The organism is Actomonas aquatica (assembly GCF_019679435.2).
Taxonomy (GTDB): domain Bacteria; phylum Verrucomicrobiota; class Verrucomicrobiia; order Opitutales; family Opitutaceae; genus Actomonas; species Actomonas aquatica.
The window spans coordinates 800,330-820,463 of record NZ_CP139781.1 but is presented as its reverse complement, the minus strand read 5'-3'; the positions used below and the strand labels follow the sequence as shown (position 1 = coordinate 820,463).

The 20,134-nt window shown below is 65.0% G+C and carries 10 protein-coding genes; 1 reads left to right on the top strand and 9 read right to left on the bottom strand.

The window, feature by feature from the left end:
* Positions 1 to 52 precede the first annotated feature (52 nt).
* The 9 genes from K1X11_RS03120 to K1X11_RS03080 form a co-directional block, all read right to left on the bottom strand.
* Complete coding sequence (locus K1X11_RS03120; RefSeq protein ID WP_221032494.1) at positions 53 to 826, bottom strand: DUF4097 family beta strand repeat-containing protein; 774 nt, start codon at positions 824 to 826, stop codon at positions 53 to 55.
* 62 nt (positions 827 to 888) lie between these two features.
* Positions 889 to 3,321: an ABC transporter permease gene (locus K1X11_RS03115; RefSeq protein ID WP_221032493.1), complete on the bottom strand. Its 2,433-nt coding sequence runs from the start codon at positions 3,319 to 3,321 to the stop codon at positions 889 to 891.
* Positions 3,322 to 3,342: 21 nt separating this feature from the next.
* Entirely contained in the window at positions 3,343 to 5,835 is a 2,493-nt protein-coding gene (locus tag K1X11_RS03110) for an ABC transporter permease (RefSeq protein ID WP_221032492.1), read from the bottom strand.
* A gap of 30 nt (positions 5,836 to 5,865) precedes the next feature.
* Complete coding sequence (locus K1X11_RS03105; protein ID WP_221032491.1) at positions 5,866 to 8,379, bottom strand: ABC transporter permease; 2,514 nt, start codon at positions 8,377 to 8,379, stop codon at positions 5,866 to 5,868.
* 177 nt (positions 8,380 to 8,556) lie between these two features.
* Positions 8,557 to 10,995: an ABC transporter permease gene (locus K1X11_RS03100; RefSeq protein WP_221032490.1), complete on the bottom strand. Its 2,439-nt coding sequence runs from the start codon at positions 10,993 to 10,995 to the stop codon at positions 8,557 to 8,559.
* Positions 10,996 to 11,057: 62 nt separating this feature from the next.
* Positions 11,058 to 13,601, bottom strand: a complete 2,544-nt coding sequence (locus K1X11_RS03095; protein WP_221032489.1) for an ABC transporter permease — start codon at positions 13,599 to 13,601, stop codon at positions 11,058 to 11,060.
* A gap of 20 nt (positions 13,602 to 13,621) precedes the next feature.
* Positions 13,622 to 16,072, bottom strand: a complete 2,451-nt coding sequence (locus K1X11_RS03090) for an ABC transporter permease (RefSeq protein WP_221032488.1) — start codon at positions 16,070 to 16,072, stop codon at positions 13,622 to 13,624.
* A 155-nt stretch (positions 16,073 to 16,227) separates the two neighbouring features.
* Positions 16,228 to 16,929 carry an ABC transporter ATP-binding protein gene (locus K1X11_RS03085; protein WP_221032487.1) on the bottom strand — a complete coding sequence of 234 codons (702 nt, stop codon included), beginning with the start codon at positions 16,927 to 16,929 and terminating at the stop codon, positions 16,228 to 16,230.
* A gap of 217 nt (positions 16,930 to 17,146) precedes the next feature.
* Positions 17,147 to 18,397 carry an efflux RND transporter periplasmic adaptor subunit gene (locus K1X11_RS03080; protein WP_221032486.1) on the bottom strand — a complete coding sequence of 417 codons (1,251 nt, stop codon included), beginning with the start codon at positions 18,395 to 18,397 and terminating at the stop codon, positions 17,147 to 17,149.
* Between the two features lie 275 nt (positions 18,398 to 18,672).
* On the opposite strand from K1X11_RS03080, the gene K1X11_RS03075 reads away from it, so the two are divergent.
* Positions 18,673 to 20,109 (top strand): amidohydrolase, encoded by a 1,437-nt coding sequence (locus K1X11_RS03075; protein ID WP_343212943.1) that lies wholly within the window; start codon positions 18,673 to 18,675, stop codon positions 20,107 to 20,109.
* Positions 20,110 to 20,134: the final 25 nt, after the last annotated feature.

Below are 20,134 nucleotides of genomic sequence, written 5' to 3'. Positions count from 1 at the left end.
CGGGTAACAAAAAGCCCCGGCGCGCGGCCGGGGCGAAGATGGGCGGGGCGGATCAGGTATCCGTTCCGTAGATACGGATGGACCCGTTGACCGTGCTGGCTTTGAGGCTGGCGGAACCGTCGCCGATGGTGCCGTTGATCGATTTCTTGCCGATGCGGCCCTTCATGGTGATGGGCAGGTCGGCTTCGACGTGACCATTCACGACCGAGGCTGACACGTGAACGCCGGCGTCGGCCGGTAGGGAGAGGCGGATGCCGCCATTGACGGTGCTAAACTCCAGGCGCGCATCGGGATCCACGTGGGTGAACTCGGCGCGGATGCCGCCGTTGACCGTGCTCATGTGGGTGGCGCCGGCGAGATTGTAGGCCTCCAGGCCGCCATTGACGGTGCTGGCGTGCGTGCGGCCGGTTAGCCCACTGATGCGCACGTCGCCGTTCACGGTGGAGACCTCCTTCACCGTCACGGTGGCCGGCACGTGGAGGGTGACGTTCACGGAGCCGTTGACGTTGCCCCAGTTGAACCAGCCCTTCTTTTTGCCGAGCTTCACCTTGAAGTAGATACGGTCCCGGTCGATCTCCTGTTCGATCTTGATGAGTTCGAGATCGTCGTCGTTCTTGGCCCGCTTTTCGCCGCTGATGGCGTAGGCGTCGCGGTCCCAGGCCTCGATGGTGATGCGACCGTTCACGTTCTCGACCTGCACGATGCCGTCGGGCGAAAACGAACCTTCAAATTCGAAAGGCTCGGTGACTTTGCTGCCCCAATCGGCACGCGCGCTGAGGCTGAGCGTAAAGGCGAAGAGGGCGATAAGGAAGGGGCGTAATTTCATGACAAAGGAACAACCCGGGGAGGCGGGGCAGAGTTGCAGGGTATTTGAGGGACGGGACAATATCAGTCGTCGCGCAGGGCTTCGGTGGGCGAGATGCGCGCGGCGCGTTGTGAGGGCAGGAGCATGGCGACCATGACCACGGCACCCATGATTGCGGCGGTGAGCAGAGCCACCCCGATGTGGAAGGTGCCGGTGTTGAAGAGCACGCTCTGGATCATACGACCGGTGATCCACGCGCTGCCGATGCCGAGGGCGAGCCCCATCAGCAGCAGTTTGGCGCCAAGACTGAAGAACTGCCGCAGCACCTGGCCGGGCAGGGCCCCCAGCGCCATGCGCACGCCGATCTCGCGACGACGTTGGCTCACGGCGTAAGCCAGCACACCGTAGGTGCCGACGGCGGCGAGCAACAGCGCCACGGCGGCGAATACGGCGGCGAGCAGCGCAGGCGAACGACGCAGCACGAGGCTGTCGTCGATGCGTTGGGTGTAGACCTCGATGTCGTCGACGGGAAGGTTCGGGTCGATGTTCAGCACGAGTTTACGCAGTGTCGGGGCAAACATGCTCGCCGGCGTTTCGGTGCGGATGGCGAGGTGGAACATGCGATTGGCGCGCAGCGGATAAGGCAGGTAGATGGTGCCGAGCGGATCGGTTTCGGTCAGGTTGCGGTGTTTCACGGGCGCAACCACGCCGACGATGCGGATAGCGTTTTCGTCATTCAGCTGCACGCCCGTGGCGATGCGGCGTCCGATCGGGTCGGCACCATCGGGCCAGTAGCGATCCACAAACACCTGATCGACCACGCACACCCGCGGGGCGTCTTCGACCTGGTCGCCATCGTTGAGGAAACGTCCCCGCACCAAACCGATGCCGAGCGTCTGCCAATAGTCACCGTAAGCGGACGCGGTATAGTGGGTGCGGATGGATTCGCCGGGTTTGGGTTCGACGCCTTCGACGACGGTGGCGTTGTCGCTGTTGTTGCCGGAGAAAGGAAGGGAATCAGTGAAGCCCACGCTCGAGACCCCGGGCTGGGAGGTGATCGACTCGCGCAAGCGCTGGAGGAAGGTCAAACGCTGTGGCGTCTCGGCATAGCCCTCGTAGGGCAACGAAATGGAGGCGGCGAGGATGTTGTCCGCGCGGAATCCGGTGGGCGTTTTGAGCACGTTGCGCAGGGAAACTCCCAGCAAGCCGGCTCCGCACAGCAGGGTGAAGGCGAGAGCCACCTGCAGGACGATGAAGCCGTGGCGCACGTTTTGGGCGGCGCGGGAAACGGTGCCGCCGCGCGATTCGCTGGAGATGGCCCGGGCGAGGTTTTGCTTGAGGCCCAGCAGCAGCACGGGGACGGCCAGCAGCACGCCAACCACCACCGAACCGACCAGGCTCACCACGCTGACGCGGGCATCAAAAACAATGTTGGCGCCCAGCGGCAGGTCGGTGGTGCCCAAGGCGGCCAAAAGATCGATACCGAAGATGCCGACCAATACGCCCAGCACGCCGCCGGCGAGGGCGAGCATGACAGTCTCGATCAGAATCTGGCGGGCGAGATCCACCGTGCCAGCACCGAGGGCCTGACGCACGGCGAACTCCTTGGTGCGGCCATGGGCTCGGATAAGGAGCAGGTTGGCGAGGTTTACGCCGCCGATGATGAGCAACGCCAACACGCCAGCCTGCAGGAGCAGCAAGACATCACGCACACTTTCGACGACGTCATCGTGCAGGGACGTCACGATGGTGGTGAAGCCGGCATCGATCAGAATGTCTTTGAACGGGTCGGTTTCCAACAAGGCGGCGTTAAAGGCATCGAGCTGTTGCTGGGCCTGTTCGACCGTCACCCCCGGCGCGAGGCGGACCACCATGTCGTGGCCATTGGAGTGACGAGCGGTATCCGTCCGATCATCCTCGCTGGACGCGTAGGGGATGAAAAACCGCGCGTTCATGTCGAGGTAGCGGAACCCCGGCGGCAGCACGCCGACGACCGTGTTGGTCTGGCCATCGAGCACGATCTGCTGGCCGAGGATGTCCTCGGCTCCGCCGAACTGACTTTGCCAAAACTCGTGGGTGATGATGATCACGTTGGAGTTGGCGTAGTCCAATTCCTCCTCGGTGAAGGTGCGGCCACGTGCCAGTTTGACGCCGAGGGTATCAAAGAACTCCGGCGACACGCGGCCGCGGCTCACGCGTTGAGGCGAACCGGCGTTGCCGATGATGGCGCTGCCGTATTGCACGATCGAAACCGATTCGAAGCCCGGGATCGCGCCGTTGCGGCGGTCGTAGTAATTGGGCACCGACGCCCCACTGCGTGCCACGCCGGCACCCGGGTAGGAGTTGCGCACACTCACCAATCGCTCGGCGTGCGGGAAGGGCAGCGGGCGGAGCAGCACAGCGTCGACCACCGCGAAGATGGCGACGTTGGCCCCGATGCAGAGAGCGAGGGTGAGCAGGACAGTGGTGGTGAAACCGCGTTCGCGAAGCAGGCGACGGAAGGATTGGCGGATCATGATGACGGAGGGAAAAAACAGTTATTCGGCGCGCAGTGCGACCATGGGATCGACCCGGGTGGCGCGACGGACAGGAATGAGCGCTGCGGCGAGGGCCACCGCGAGGAGCACCAGGCTGCTCGAGACGTAGACCGCAGGATCCAGCGGGGAGAGGCCGTAGAGTTGACTGGTGACGAGGCGGGTGAGCATCGCCGCGGCGCCAGCGCCGACGAGCACGCCGAGGACGGCGAGGCGCAGACAGTCACGCAAGATCAGCCAACGCACGCCGGAAGGCAGCGCCCCGAGCGCCATGCGCAGGCCGATCTCACCGGTGCGGCGCACGACCGAATACGCCAGCAAGCCGTAGAGCCCCACGGCGGCCAGCAGAAGGGCGAGCAGGCCGAAGGAGGAGGTGAGCAAGGCGAAGATGCGTTCCTCACGGAGGAGCCGGTTGATCTGCTCGTTCTGAGTGCGGAGGGCGATGATCGGCAGGGTGGGCTCGATCTCCTGCACGGCCGCGGTCAGCGCGCGCTGGAGGGGTGCGAGAGCACCCTGATAGCGCAGCACGAAGTGGCCGGCGCGGGCGTTGGGGAGCTGGGCGTGGGGGACGAAGGCGGCGGGGCGGCGAATCTCGCGCAGATTGGTGGTCTTGCCGTCGGTCACCACGCCGACGATCTCGGTATCCAAATTGTCATCACTGGTGCCGAGTCGGCGGCCGATGACGCTTTCGCCCGGAAAGTAACGGTCGGCGAAGGCCTGGTTGACGATGATGACACGAGGGGCGTCGGTGGAATCGGCGACGGTGAAGTTGCGGCCGAGGAGAAGCGGCCATTGCACGGTATCGAGGAATTCGGGGGAGACGCCGTTCATGACGATGGTGCGTTCATCCTCCGGGAGATCGGCATGACCTTCGATGGCGCGGGAACTGGTCCAGCGGCGACCGGACAACAAAGGAACGCTGGAGAAGGCGACGGACTCAACGCCGGGTAAGGAGGTGAGGCGATCGCGCACGCGACCATAGGCAGCATCGAGTTCGTTGCGCTCATAGCCGGCAGGCATGGCATCGAGCGCGAAGAGCAGGAGGTGGTCGCGCTCGAAGGCAAGGTCGCTGCGCGCGAGATTGGCGAGGGTGCGGCTGAAGAGCCCGGCGCCAACGAGCAACACGAGGGAAAGCGCGATCTGGAGCACCATGAGAGTCTGGGCGAGCCGGGAGCGCGGGGCGCCGAGGGTCTTGTGTCCGCCTTGAAAACCCTGGACCACATCGCGACGGGTGGCGCGCAGGGCGGGTAGGGTGCCGAAGAGCACGCCGGTCAGGACGGCGATGCCGGCGGTGAAGCCGAGCACCCGCCAATCGAGCGCGAGATTGAGCGTGAAGTCACTGCCGCCGAATGGTTGGAGGGCAAGGAAGGCATCGCGGGCCCACAGCGAAATGAGCAAACCGAGGGCGGCGCCGCAGACGCTGAGGAGGAGGCTCTCGGTGAGCAACTGGGCGAGGAGGCGCGCGCGGCTGGCACCGAGGGCGATGCGCACGGCGAGTTCGCGTTCGCGGGCAGCGCCGCGGGCGAGGAGGAGATTGGCGACATTTGCGCAGGCGACGAGGAGGACGAGGCCGACGATGGCGGCGAGGATGCGAAGAGAGGACGAGTAACGGCGGCGATCCTCGTTGAGTCCGGTGTTGCCACTGGCGGTGCGCAGGCGGATGTGTTCACCCTCCTCGAGATTCAGGTGACCGTCGTAGGACGCGGCGAAGCGGCCGGCCATCTCGGCATTAACCTGTTCCCGAGTGACGCCGTCGGCCATGCGGCCCATGATGCGAATGGACCAAGCCCACGGTTCGGTGGCTTCGGTGTTGCCCGGCTCGATCAGCCGGTAGGCGGAGAAAGGGACGTAGACATCGTTGACCTCACCTACCTGGCCGGTGCCGTTGAAGCCCGGCGCGGTCACTCCGACGATGCTGAAGGGCACGCCGTTGAGGGTGAGGATTTCATTGAGGACCTGGGGCGAACCGCCGAAGCGCTTTTGCCAATAGCGGTGGGAGATGACGGCGACGAGCGGAGCGTCCGCGGTATCGTCGGAGGGGCGCAGGCCGCGGCCGAGGGGGATGCGCACGCCGAGGGCCTGGTGGTAGTTGCCGGAGACAGTGACGGCGCTGCGGAGGTTTTCCGCCTGGCCCTGCCAGGACGCGTTAAGCTGCCACAGCGGGGCGAAGGCGAAGACGTCGCGCAGGCTCTCCGAAGGCGCGCGGAAGTGCTCGAAGGTCGCCAGGGAGAAGGACGTGCTGGTGCGTTCGCCAGTGGCGGGAATCGGCTCGGAATAGCCGCTGTGTGAGCGAGGGCCGACGCCTTCGCTGGCCGCCCAGTTGAAGAGCACCAATTGCTCCGGCTCCGGCACCGGCAGCTTTTTGAGGAGCATGCCGTTGACCAGGCTGAAGATCGCGGTGTTGGCTCCGATGCCCAACGCTAGGGAGACGACGGTCACCAGCGTGAAGCCGGGTGAACGGAGGAGTTGGCGAAGGGCGAAGCGGAGGTTGAGCATCGTGCGGAAACGAGGAGGAGCGGCGGGGACTTATTCGGAACGCAGCGCGATCATCGGGTCGACGCGGGTGGCGCGCCGCGCCGGGACAAAGGCGGCGATCGCAGCAACCACGATGAGCAGTGCGCCGACGCCGAGGTAGATGTCGGCCGCGAGCAGGTTTACGTTGTTGAGCTGCAGGATCTGGTTGAGGACGTCAGGCACGATCACCGCCACGCCGAGCACCAGAGCGGTGCCGATGCCGAGCCCGATCGCGAGCTGGATGCCGGCTTGGCGGATCACCATGCCGAGCACATCGCGGGCACTGGCGCCGAGCGCGAGGCGCACGCCAAACTCCTGGGTGCGTTGGTTGACCGAGAAGCTCATCACGCCGTAGAGGCCGACGGCGGCGAGGGAGACCGAGATGATGCCGAAGAGGCCGAACATCGTCACGACGACGGCGTTTTGCGCGGTGTAGCCATCGATGCTGCTTTGCGGGCTTTCGACAAAGTAGAGCGGCAGGTTCGGGTCGACGCGATTGACCTGATTCTGGAGGGTGGTGGCGAGGGCTTCCGGACGTTGGTTGCCGCGCGGTTTCACCACCACGGTGCCAAATTGCTGGGCAATGGGCGCGTCGGCGATGGGGCCAAAGGCGCTGGCGAAGTAGGGCACGTAGAATCCGGATTCATCGATCTGGGTGTTGAACGGACCCTGCATGCGCATGTCGCCAACGACACCGACGATGCGGCGCCACGGGCCGGCGTTCTGGCCATTTTGCTGGATGGTGCGGAAGCGGCGACCGACGGCGGATTCACCCTCGAAATACTTCCGCGCAAAGGAGGAGTTTACGATCGCGATCGGCTCGCGTTGATCGCTGTCCATCTCGGTGAAGTTGCGCCCCTCGAGGATGCGCAGGCCCACGGTGTCAAAAAATCCGGCGCTGATGTTTTCAAAGTTGGCGCGTTGGCGATCGGAGTCGTCGAGGTAGTCCTGGCCCTCGATTTCCACTGGACCGTTGCCGGAGAACACCATGCGGAAGCGGTTGGTGAGGGCGACGGATTCGAATTGGCCGGAGGCTTCGAGCTCACGGACGAGGCGCTCGTAAAATACCTGACGTTCGGCGGAGGTCGGGTAGTCGCCCTCCATCAGACCCATGCGCGCCGCGAGGACGCTGTTGGTGTCGTAACCGTAGTCGATCGACTGCTGGTTGTGCACCGAGCGCAGTTGCAGCGCGGTGATGAGCAGCAGCACGCAGGTCATGAAGATCTGGGCGACGACGAGACCGCGGGTGATCAGCATGACGCCGCGTGACGTGTTGCCGCGGCCACCTTCCTTGAGGACTTCCATTGAACTCGCACGGGACGACATCCAAGCCGGGACGAAACCCGAAATCACGGCAGAGAACGCGGTCACGGCGACCACCACAACCAGCACGGTGGGATCGATATGGAAGGTCATCCACGACGGGATCGGGTTCGTGCCAGCATGCACAAAGGTGTCGATGGCGTCGGTGCCCCACATGGCGATGCCGATGCCCACGGTCGCGCCGAGCGCGGCTAGGAGCAGGCTCTCGGTGAGCATCTGGCGAATGAGGCGGCTGCGGGTGGCACCGAGGGAGGAGCGGATGGCGAGTTCCTTGGCGCGCAGGGTGGCGCGGGCGAACTGCATGTTCATCACGTTCACGCAGGCGATGAGCAGCACGACCACACAGATGCCGAGCATGGCGAGGAGCATGCCGCGGATACCATTGGGCGTGAAGGCGTCGCCCATCGGACGCACATAACCGAGCGTGAACTGCTCGTTGGTGTCGGGGAAATCGGCGGCGAACTGGCGGGCCATCGCAGTGACTTCGGTCTGCGCCTGTTCGAGGGTCACGCCGTCGGCGAGACGGGCAAGCACGGCGATGAAGTTGACGTTGGGATCGTTGCGCGGGCGCACCGGGAAGGAGGAGTTGACCGGGATCCAGAGCTGCTCGTTGGTCGGGAAATTGAAGCCCGGGGGCATGATGCCGACGATCTCACCCGGGGTGCCGTTGACCCGCACGGCGCGACCGATCACGCCGGGGTCGCTGCCGAAGTCAGACTTCCAGAGGCTGTCGCTGATGAGGACCGCTTTGTTGACGCCGGGCTGGTCCTCCTCGGGCAAAAAGTCGCGGCCGATCACGGGCGAGACGCCGAGGGTGCGGAAGAAGTCCCACGAGACGTAACCGCCTGTGTAGCGACGCGGCAGGTTCTGATAGGTGAGGTTGATGGTCGAGCCGTTCAGGTAACCGGTGAAGGCCTTAAACGAAGTGAGGTTGTCGCGCAGGTCGGCAAAGTCCGACGTGGTCATGCGCGAGTTGAAGTTGGTCGGCTGAAAGCCCTCGGGGTCGACCATCTGGACATCGACCAATTGCTCCGTCTGAGGGAAATCAAAGGAGTGAAAGAGCGCGCCTTTAACGACGGCGTATTGGGTGGTCACGCCACCGATGCCCAGAGCGAGCACGAAGACTGCGAGAGCACAGAAGGACTTCTCTTTTTGAAGAACGCGGAAACCGATTTTAAGGTCTTGAAGAAAGGTATCGAGCATGCGGCAAGGTTGGTTGACCGAAGTCTTTGCAATGGGCGTGCCAGCTTACTCAGGCTTTCGTAACACGCAGATGGTGAGCGTATTAAAATACTCTTCCTCATCGCGTCGGATATCCGGCAACCCGGTGCCGGAATGTGCGATTCCCAATAATGGGACAGCGAGCCTGCGCGGCGCGGCTTACTGCGCCTGCAGCGTCTGGATGGGATCGACCCGCATGGCGCGACGAGCCGGCAGCCAGCAGGCGAGCAAGGCGATGCCCGTGAGCAGCAATGCGACGCCGATCATCGCACTCACATCGTGACTCGAAACCCCGGGCAAGGCACTGGCCAGACCAACTCCCGCCGCCCACGCGCCGACACTGCCCACGAGCAGACCAAGCGCCACCAGGCGCAGCCCATCACGCAGCACCAAACCGGCGACGTCTTTGGGCGCCGCGCCGAGAGCGAGTCGGATGCCAAACTCGGGCAAGCGGCGTCCGACCATGAAGGCCATCACACCGTAGATGCCCATCGAGGCGAGCAGCAGCGCGATCACGCCGAGGCCCGTCAGCAGGGTGGTCGCCACGCGATTCACGAGATGGGCGGCCTCAATGTATTCGCTCAGCGGCAGGGTGGCCCACAGCTCGACGTTGGGGTCCAGCGCCGCCACCGCCTGCCGCAGTGTCGGTAAAAGTTGGCGCGGGTCGCCGCCCGTGGTGCGCAGGGCGATGCCGAGATTGAGGTCAGCGACTCCTTGGCGATCGGCGAAATAGAGGAAGGGCTGCGCGGGCTCATTCAGCGAACGATAGCGTCCCGTGGGGGTGACGCCGACCACCGTCGCTTCGCCACGCCACGTTTGCACCTTGCGGCCTACCGCGTCCTGGCCGGGCCAGTAGCGTTCGGCCAGCGCCTCGTTCACGATCATCACGAGTGGATGTTCGCCATCGTCCAGATCGGTGAAGTCGCGTCCCGCTCGAAGAGGGATCCGCATGGCTTCCAAATACCCGGCCGAAATGATGGCGTAGGGCACGGCCATGTTTTCGTTTTCGGTCGGCGTATAGCCGGGCACGGTGATGCCGATGGAAGGGCCGCCTTCAAAACCGAGTGGGAACCAGCTCGCGAGTCCCACGGCCTCCACACCCGGAGTCGCGGCGAGACGTTCGCGCAGTTGTTGGTAGAACACCAAACCACGTTCCTCGTCGTAGCCGTTCATACCGATGCGCAGGCCCGAAACCAATACGCCGCTCGGATCAAAACCCGGATCGATCTGGCGCGCCTGTTGCGAGCCGCGGATGCAGAGCGCAGCACCGGCCAGCAGCACGAGGGCGAGGGCGACTTCACCGATGACAAGGGCATTGCGCAAGCGATGCGAACGGCCGCTCATGCTACCGGTGCGCCCACCGGCTTTCAGCGCCTCCAGCACCGAGGTGCCGATGGCAAGCAGGGCCGGAGCGAGACCAAACACGACCCCGGTGAGGAGGCTCAAGGCGAGGGTGACTCCGAGCACCCGCCCAGTGATGGCAAACTCGTAGCCCGCGGGCAGCGGCGACTCCGGCAGGAAAATCGCAAAGAAGGATGCCCCCCAGACGGTGACCAAGAGCCCCACGGCGCCGCCCAGGACGGCGTAGAGCAGACTCTCGGTGAGCCATTGCTGCACCAGGTGGCGGCGACCCGCGCCGACGGCGAGGCGAATGGCGGTCTCCTGTTGGCGGGCGGTCGCGCGAGCGACGAGCAGGTTGGCAACATTGGCGGTGACGAGCAGCAGGATGACGAGACCGACGACCGCGAGCACGCGCAGCGCGGGCAGAAACACGGCTTGGCCACCATATGGCGTCTGCCACATCGGCAACGGCACCGCGCCGTGACGACGGTTCTCGGGATACGTCTCGGCCAGTTGCTGGCCGCGCACCGTGACGGCGGCGCGTGCTTGGTCGATGGATACGCCGGGCTGGAGGCGGGCTTGGGAATGCAACCAGCGGTCGGTGCGGGTCTCCAGCGAACCAAAGTTGGCCACTTCACGATGCATCGTAACCGGCGCCCAGAAGTCGGCGGTCAGTCCACTCATGGTGCCGCGAAAGTTAGCCGGCACCACGCCCACGATGGTGAAGGGATGCTGGTTGAGTTCGATCTCGCGCCCCACGATGGCGGGGTCGGCGCCGAACTGGCTGCGCCACGTCGCTTCGCTGAGCACGAGCACCGGGTTGCCGCCCGGGGACGTCGTGTCGTTGCGGTGCAACACCCGCCCCAGGTCGGGCAGAGCCTGCACGCCGAGCACCTCGAAAAAGTTGCCAGTCACGATCTGCCCAAACAACCAAGGGTGGCGGTCGCCGATGCGCACGTTGGCCGGCGTGATTTGCGAACCGATCACACCGGCGAACACCGTATCCATCTCATCGTAAGCCTGGATGTCGGGCAGCGAGATGGTGTGCCCACCGACTTGGTTGCCATCGATGGTGGGCAGCAGCGCGACGATGTCTTCGCCATGGCGCACGCCGGGCAAGGGGCGCAACAGGATCGTGTCGATCCAGCTGAAGACGATCGTATTGGCGCCGATGCCCAGCGCGAGGGAGAGGATTACGATGAGCGAAAATCCGGGCGTGCGGAGCAGTTGCCGCAGGGCGTGGCGCAGCGTGTTCATGGGGTAAATAATCGGGGAGACTCGCGCCTCCAGTTTAGCAGGAGAGAGAAGAGCCGCTGGCGCTATTCGGTGCGGATCGCGCGCATAGGCTCGACTTTGGCGGCCCGACGAGCGGGCAGGAAACACGCGGTCAGCGTGGCCACCGCGAGCACCAGCGCGGCGCTGCCCAATACGAGCGGATCCAGCGGGTCGACGCGGAAGAGCATCTGGGAGAGCAGTTGCCCAATGGCGAGGGACAGGAATGCGCCGACCACGATGGAGAGCGCGGTCTGCGCGGTGCCTTGGCGCATGATCAAAGCAAACACATCGCCGGGACGCGCACCGAGGGCCATGCGAATGCCGATCTCCCGGGTGCGACGAGTGACCGCGTAGGCTTTCACGCCGTAAACACCGATCACCGCGAGCAACAGTGCAACGCCGCCAAAGACGCCGAAGAGCACCGCGCCGACGCGCACGATCCACAGGCCGATGTTGCGTTCAACAAAGTCGGCCAAGGGGATCGCATCGATCACCGGAGCATTGGCGTCCACCGCGGAAATCAGCGCGCGCGCCGTCGGCAGCAGCGCGACCGCCGCATCGCGGCCGGCTCGGGCGTCACGCAGATGGAGAAAGGTATTGGGCACGGATTCCCGGGCGAAGGGGAAGAAGACGCGCCGCGGTCCATCGGGCGAAAACACGTCGTGGCGGAAACTGCCGCAGATGCCGACAATCTCATATTCGACCGGCGGTTCGCCGGAGGCCGGGCCTTGCGTGCGAGAGATGCGCTGACCCAACGCGTCGCCCTCGGGGAACAGGCGTTGCGCCATGCGTTCGTCGATGATGGCGACGGGCGGTGCGTCGGCGGAGTGCACCTCGGCATCGGTGAATTTGCGGCCGCGCAGCAAGGGCACGCCAATGGCATCGAAGTAGTCGCCGGTGATCGCATTGAAGATCGCGGAGACGCCGGTCGGCTCGCCATCGGCATCGACCTCAGCAGATCCCGCGACTTTGTAGCGATCGTCGGCGGTGGTGTTGCTGTAGGGCGCCTGAGTGGACAGCGCGGCGGTGAGGCCGGGGCGGGAAGCGGCTTCGTCGTGGAGGGCGAGCAGACGTTCGCGGGCGAGTGGTGCCGGCGTGTCGGTGAGCGCGTAATCCAACTCCACCAGCAGGCCGTGGTCTTTCTCAAAACCGAGGTCGAGACCACCGGCATTGAGGGCGCCGCGGAGAAAAAGTCCGGCGGCAAAGATCAGCGCGAGGGAGAGCGAGATTTGTCCCATGACCAGCAGGTGACGCGCCGAGAAGAAACGGTTCCAGCTGCCGGTCGCGGTGGATTCGGCGCCTTGATACTTGAGGTCTTCCACGAGACCGACGCGCGAGCTTTTCAGGGCCGGACCGAGACCGGACAAGATGGTGGCGATGGCGCAAAATCCCAGGGTCGCGAGCAGCACTGCGGGGTCGGGCTCCGCTTCCACCAGCACGGCGAAATTCATGGAGGAGAACAGGCCGGAGATCGAGTTGATGAGCAGGTCGTTGGCCCACAGCGCGAGCAGGACACCGGCGGCCCCACCGACCAGGGAGAGGACGAGCCCCTCGGCCAGCAACTGGCGGATGATGCGGCCCCGCGACGCGCCGAGGGCGAGGCGCACGGCAAACTCCCGGGTGCGCGCGGCGCCTCGCGCCAGCAACATGTTGGCGAGGTTCAGACAGGCGATGAGCAGGACGACGCCGGCCATGCCGAGCAAGAGCGCGCCAAATATGCCCACGCCTTGGTCGCCGCTGGGCACGGAGCTGATGTTGATGCGCGACGGGGCTTCGATCTCCAGCCGGCGCGGTGCCTCGCCCGGGTCCGTATCAATGGCGTCGAGACGCTGATCGAGCACGGGCAACTGAGCAGTCGCGCCAGCCAAGCCGAGTCCCGGGCGGAGGCGGGCCATGACGTTCAGGCTATGGCGGCGGGGATTGTCGAGGGCGACGGCCGCGTCGGCCTCGGTGTTTTGGATAAGATTGCCGCGGAAGGTATCGTGCATGCCGAAGGGCAACCAGATCTCCGGCGTGATGAGGGCGTGGCCCAACGACAGATCGCGCGCGCCCACGCCGATGACGGTGTAGGGGTGGCCGTTGATGCGCAGCTCGCTGCCCACAAAATCTTCCTTGGCGCCCAGTCGTTGCCATAGCGAGTGGCTCGCGAAGACCACGGGAATGTTCGCGCCAGGCAGCGATTCAGCGGCCTCAAAAAAGCGACCCCGCACGGGTGTTTGGTCGATGAGGTTGAGCAGATTCTCGGTGCCAAAAAAGGCGAAGGTGCGACGGACGTTGTTGCCGTCGCCCACGCCGGCGAGGACGAAGTCGACCGCGGCGGCATCTTCGAATACCGGATTCTCTTGCCGGAGTTCCTGCAGCTCCTGCCAGGAGAAACCGCGGTAGGCGCGGCCCGCGTCGCCTTCACCGTGAAACACGTTCACCACCGGACGGTCGCCGGCCGGCACCAGCGGCTTCAGCAGGAGGTCGTTGACGATCGCGAAAATGGCGGTGTTGGCGCCGATGGCGAGGGCCAGCGTGAGCACGGCAATGAGGGTGAAGCCTGGAGTTTTCGACAGGCTGCGAAGCGCAAAACGCAGATCGTTCATAACAGAAAAAATGGAAGAGCCTACTCAACCCGCATGGCGGCCATCGGATCGATGTGAGTGGCGCGTCGACTCGACAGAAAACACGCACCCAGCGCGACCGCGGCCAGAACGACCGGCACCAACAGGAAGGTGGGCAGGTCGTGCGGAGTGATGCCGTGCAGCGTGCCGGAAAGCAGGTTGGCCAGCAATACCGATGCGATGGTGCCGGCCCCGAGGCCTACGACCACGAGGTAAAGGCCGCGTCGCACCACGTCGCCCACGACCTCTGAGGCTGGGGCGCCGAGGGCCATGCGCAGGCCGATTTCGTGGCGACGCATCGAGACGTTGAAGGTCATCACGCCGTAGATGCCGACGCAGGCGAGCAGCACCGCGATGATGCCGGCCGACAAGAACAGGCGGGAAAAGAAATACGGCTGCCACACCGAGCGCAGGAGCACCTGCTCCATCGTGAACACGTCGTAGATCGGCATGCCGCGATGCACCGCCAGCACTTCGTTGCCGATCACATCGGCGAGCTGCTTGGGGTCGCCCGTGGTGCGCACCGTGACCGTCATGAAGTTGGCGCCTTCCTGCAGGTGCGGCAGGTAGAGGGTGGGGATGCTGTCGGTTTGCTGGAGGAAGTGCTGAATGCTGCCGACCACGCCGATGATTTTCATGCCGTCCATCGCCAGGCCGGCCTCGGCCATTTTGCCGGCGTAAACGTGACGCCCGAGCAGGTCCGCCGGCGCGACGCCCACGGCCGCGGCAAAGGCGGTGTCGACGATCACCACGGGGTCATTCTCGCCCATTTGATTCTCCGCAAAATCACGACCGGCCACCAGCGGGATGCGCATGGTTTCGAAGTAGCCGGCGGTGGTGAAGCGGCTGAGGGTGCGTTCCAGTTTTACGGCCGTGGCATTGGCGTCGGCGGGATCCGCCCGCAGCTCCGCCGACACCGTGGAGATCGGCGTGCCGGGGATGTGACTGATCGCACCGGCATGTTCGACCTCGGGCAGGCGTTCGAGGCGGCGGGGCAGTTCTTCGAAGAAGTGGGCGGCTTCGTTGCCGTCGGCGGCGTAGCCCTTGGGGAAGCCGGCACGGAAGGTGAGCACCTGCTTCGCGTCGTAGCCGGGATCGACGTCGATGAGTTTGAAGAAGCTGCGTGTGAGCAGGCCCGCGCCTACCAGCAGCACCAGAGCGAGGGCGATTTCGATGATGACGATGCCGTTGCGCAGGCGTTGGCCGAACGGGCCCTGATCGAGACCGGCGCGGGAGCTTTCCTTGAGGCCTGCGGCGACATCGGGTTTCGAATCGCGCAGGGCCGGCACGAGGCCGAATACAAAACTCGCCACCAGGCCGCAGCCGGCGGTGAAGGTGAGCACGCGCCAATCCGGATCGAAGCGCAGCCAGAATGGGTGTTCGGTTTCCAGGGAGGTCCGCACCCAGTCGACGCCCCACAGGCCGACCACCATGCCGGCGATGGCGCCCAGCATGCCGAGCACCATGTTCTCCAGCAGCAACTGGCGCAGCAGGCTCCAGCGCGTCGCGCCGAGGGCGACGCGCACTGCGAGCTCCGGGCCACGGTCGCTGCCGCGGGCGAGCTGTAGGTTGGCGATGTTGGCGCAGGCGATGAAGAAGATGACGAGACCGGCGGCGAAGAGCAGCAGGGTGAAATAGCGGGCGTCGCGCGTGGCTTCGGTGCGCCACGACATGACACTCAGGCCCACGCCGTCATTGGTTTTCGGATACTCGGCGGCGAGGTCGCTCGCTATGGCCGATAGTTCCGTCAGGGCTTCAGCCATGGTCACGCCCGGAGCCAGCAGGCCATGGGCATCGAAGGCGAAATAGCCGCGTTGGTCGAAGCCCGAAAGCGCGGTGTCATCGCGTTCGGGCGAGAGCGGCAGCCACACATCGGAGCTTTCCGGGTAGCGCCACTGGGGCGGTGCCACGCCGACGATGCGAGTGAGGGTGCCGTTGAGTTCCAGTGAGCGTTCAAGGATCTCGGGGTCGCGGTCGAAACGGCTCGTCCAGATCTCGTCGGAGATCAGCGCCACCGGTGGCGCATCGGCCGCCATATCGCTCGCGCGCAGGTTGCGGCCGAGCTGGGGATGCACGCCGAGGGCGTCAAAACCGTGCACCGAAATGCTGGTGCCGAGCACGCGCCAGGGGCCCTGTTCGTCGTCGACGATGACGGTGAGGCTGGTGAAGACCCAGATGTCGGACAGGGTCTGGGCGCGTTGGGCGACCTCGTGTTGGTCGACGTAATTAAAGCCGAGGTTGCGCTGCACGTCGGCGTCGAACGGTGAGGCCGAGGTTTGGCTGAGCCACACCAACCGATCGCTCATGGGCGAGGCGGGCAGCGGGCGAAAGAGGAGGGTGTTGACCGACGAAAAACAGGTCGCCACGGCGCCGATGCCGATGCCCAGAGTCGCCACCGTAAGCAGGGTGAAGAAGGGCTGCTGCAGAACTTTGCGGAACGCGCGGCGGAGCATGACGGCAAAAAAGGCGAGGTGGGATATGAAGACGGCCGGTCACTGCTGACCGGCCGTTTCTTTTCAACACGACTACAATAACTCTAACATGGTGGTTAGTTTTCTGCCGCCCCGCGGACGGGGCGACGGAAAGGGATGGAAGCGGCGCGGATCGATCAGGCGGTGGGATCGGTCTCCACCTGCTCCTGAACGACGCGACCGTCGAACACGTGGATGGTGCGGTCGGCGTTGCGGGCGAAGCGGGCATCGTGCGTCACCATGACGATGGTGGCGCCGCCTTGGTGGAGCTCGGCGAGGAGGTCCATGACGGCCTCACCGTTCTTCGAATCGAGGTTACCCGTGGGCTCGTCGGCGAGGAGCACGGCCGGGTGACCGGCCAAGGCGCGGGCGACGGCCACACGCTGTTGCTGACCACCGGAGAGCTGCGACGGGAGATGCTTGGCGCGGTGACCCATGCCGACCTTCTCGAGGGCCTCAAGGACGCGTTCCTTGCGCTCGGCCGAGGGCATGCCGCGGTAGGTGAGCGGGAGTTCGACGTTCTCGTAAACGGTCAGGTCGCCGATGAGGTTGAAGGATTGGAAAATGAAGCCGATCTCACGGTTGCGGATGCGAGCGCGCTCGGGGAGGGAGAGGCCCTGGACGGGGCGGCTGTTGAGCAGGTAGGTGCCATCGGTCGGAGTGTCGAGCAGGCCGAGGATGGAGAGCAGGGTGGACTTGCCGCAGCCGGACGGGCCGGCGATGGAGACGTATTCACCCTGGTTGATTTCCATGTGAATGCCGGAGAGGGCGTGGGTTTCAACTTCGTCGGTGAGGAAGACCTTGGTGACGCCTTCGAGTTTGATGAGTGATTCGGACATGGCTGGTAGGATTTGTGAGTTCGGTGGTTGTTGGTTCGAAACTGGAGGGACCGTAACGGAAAGTTATTCGGAGGAGGTGGAGCCGGCATCGATCGCGACAAAGGACGCGAGGGCGGCGAGGATGAGGTGCGAGGTGAGCATCGGTCGGCGGGTGTTGGTGGTGATAACCCGGAGAGGGAGGCGGAGTTGCAGAAAAGTTGGCGACGGACGCGGATTGTTAGTTGAGCCGCACGCGATCGTGGGAGTCCCACTGCGACATGTCGGAGAGGATGACTTGATCGCCGGGTTGGAGGCCGCGGATGACCTCGATGGTGTTGACGGAGCTGCGGCCGAGTTGGACCTGCACGCGATCGGCGGTGCCGTCTTCGGCGAGTTTAAAGATGCCCACCGTGGAGCGCTCCTGGCCAAAGGCCGGGCGGCCGACGAAGATCACGTTGTCGAGGCGTTCGAGTTCGATCGTGCCATCGACGGAGAGGTCGGGACGAGCGCCGCGGGGCAGCTCACCTTCGAGCGTGACGTCGACGAGCACGGTGCCGTTTTGCACGGCCGGATCGATGCGAACGACGCGACCTTCGACGATGCCGTTGCGGGTGTCGACCTTGGCGGATTGGCCGATGGTGATGTCCTTGGCCTGAGTTTCCGCGATGCGGATCTCGGCCTTGAGTTCGGACGGATCGGCGACGCGAGCGAGATTCTGGCCGGGCTGGACCTGGGCACCGACTTCAACCGGGAGGGCGGAGAGCACACCTTCCATGGAAGCGCGCACCTTGAGGGCGTCGGCTTCGGCTTGGCGGAGGCGGGCCTGGGCTTCGAGGCGGGCGACTTCGGCCTCCTGCACGGCGAGCTGCGGCTTGATCGACTCCTGGGCGAAGGCGAAACGCTTTTGCTCGATGCCGTTGCGGGTGGCGGCCTCTTCGGCGGTGACCTTGGAAAGTTGGAGCTCGAGGCGGGAGACCAGGCCGTCGGCGAAGAGTTCTTCGTTCACTTCGGCGCGGAGACGGGCGGTCTCATAGGCGGCCTTGGCGTTGGCGGCGGCGGATTCGGCGGCGAGCAGTTGGGATTGGAGCTGCACCTTGAGGTTGGCGAGCTGGGCCTCCGCGGCCTGGAGGGAGGAGACGGCGGTCTCGGCGGCCTGAGTGACGTCGGGGTTGGAGAGCTCGAGGATGATGCTGTCGGGGGTGACCATGGCGCCGGGGCGCAGGATGATCTTCTCGACGCGGGCTTGAGTGCGGGCGGCGACCCAGCGGATGTTTTCCGGCACCAGCGTGCCGAGGCCACGGACCTGGCGGACCATCGGGCCGCGTTGCACGGTGTCGACCCAAACGAGGTTGCGATCAACCGACGGCGCGGCGGGCTTGAGGGTGGAGAGGCCAACGGTGATCGCGGCGAGGGCGATCACGCTCACGATGATCATCGTGAGACGCTTTTTGCGTTTGGCAGCTGCTTGGTTGGGCCGGGGAATATCCATGAGATTGAAGTTGCGCCTTACTTTGCAAGGGGCGTGCCAGCCTCGTTGAAGAGGTGTTAGTTGTTGGAAAACAGTGGTTTAAAATTTCGACCAATTTTCCGTCTTCCAGCGCGACGGCGAAGCTGGGAAGGGCCCGTCCCAGAAATGGGACAGTGGCGGAGGCGGTAAGCGGCCCGCGGGGAGGCTGCAGCTATACCGATTGATATAAGGCGCTTCCGGGACGAGCGGGTGCCTCGACCTACGATCCAGGTGAACTCCGTCGCTACGATTCTATGATGAAAAACACCTCCAAACTCTCGGCGCTATTGGGCGCCACGCTTCTGGCCGGCGCTCCGGTGCACGCCGCCAAGAGCGATGTGATCGCCGAAATGGACGCCGGCCGCGCGCCTTACGAGGAGCTCGCGCTCCAGATCTGGGACTACGCCGAACTCGGCTACCTCGAAACCAAGAGCTCCGGCGCGCTGCAGGACACGTTGGCCGCGGCGGGCTTCAGCGTGGAAGCTGGCGTAGCCGGCATGCCGACGGGCTTCGTGGCCAGCTACGGCAGCGGTTCACCGGTCATCGGCATCCTCGCGGAATTTGATGCCTTGCCGGGTGTTTCCCAAACCGCGACGCCCGAGCGCGAAGTGCGCGAAGACAGCACCGCCGGGCACGCCTGCGGGCACCATCTCTTTGGCGCGGGTTCGGTCGAGGCCGCCATCGCCGTGAAGGACTGGTTGGCCAGCAACGGCCGCAGCGGCACCATCCGCCTCTACGGCACTCCTGCCGAGGAAGGTGGCTCGGGCAAGGTCTACATGGTGCGCGAAGGTCTCTTCGACGATGTCGACGTCGCGCTGCACTGGCACGCCGGTGACCGCAACCTCGTGACCAACACGCCTTCGCTGGCCAACAAGTCCGGCAAGATCCGTTTCCACGGCATCGCGTCCCACGCCGCCGGCGCACCCGAGCGCGGTCGCTCCGCCCTCGATGCGGTTGAGGCGCTCAATTACATGATGAACATGATGCGCGAGCACGTGCCGGACAGCACTCGTATCCACTACGTGATTACGCGCGGCGGCGAAGCCCCCAATGTGGTGCCCGCCTTTGCCGAGGTGTATTATTACGTGCGCAGTCCCGACCGTAACGTCGTCATGGACGTCTGGTCCCGCCTCGAAAAGGCCGCCGAAGGCGCGGCGCTCGGCACCGGCACCACCTGGGACTTCGAACTCACCGGTGGGGTTTACGACCTGTTGCCCAACGACACCCTGGCCAAGGTCGCTCATGAAAACATGGTGCTGGTGGGCGGCGTCGACTACGACGAGACGGAGCAGGCCTTCGCCGCCAAGCTCGGCCGTTCGCTCCCCGGTGGCCGGCATGCGGCGCTCGAGCTCGCCACGGATATTCTGCCGTTCGATTACGTGCGCACCGGCGGTGGTTCCACCGACGTGGGTGACGTGAGCTGGACGGTGCCGACCATCGGTGTGCGCACGGCCACGTGGGTGCCCGGCACGGCTGCCCACAGCTGGCAGGCCGTCGCGGCGGGGGGCACGACCATCGGCCTCAAGGGCATGCAGGTTGCCGCCAAGACGCTCGCGCTCACCGCCATGGATTTGTTTGAGGATCCGGCACTGATCGCCGCTGCCAAGGCCGAGTTTGAAGAGCGTCGCGGCGCGTCGTTCGACTATCAGTCGATGCTCGGGGATCGTCCGCCGGCGCTCGACTACCGGAAGTAATACCGGCCGACCCGCCGTCCCGGCC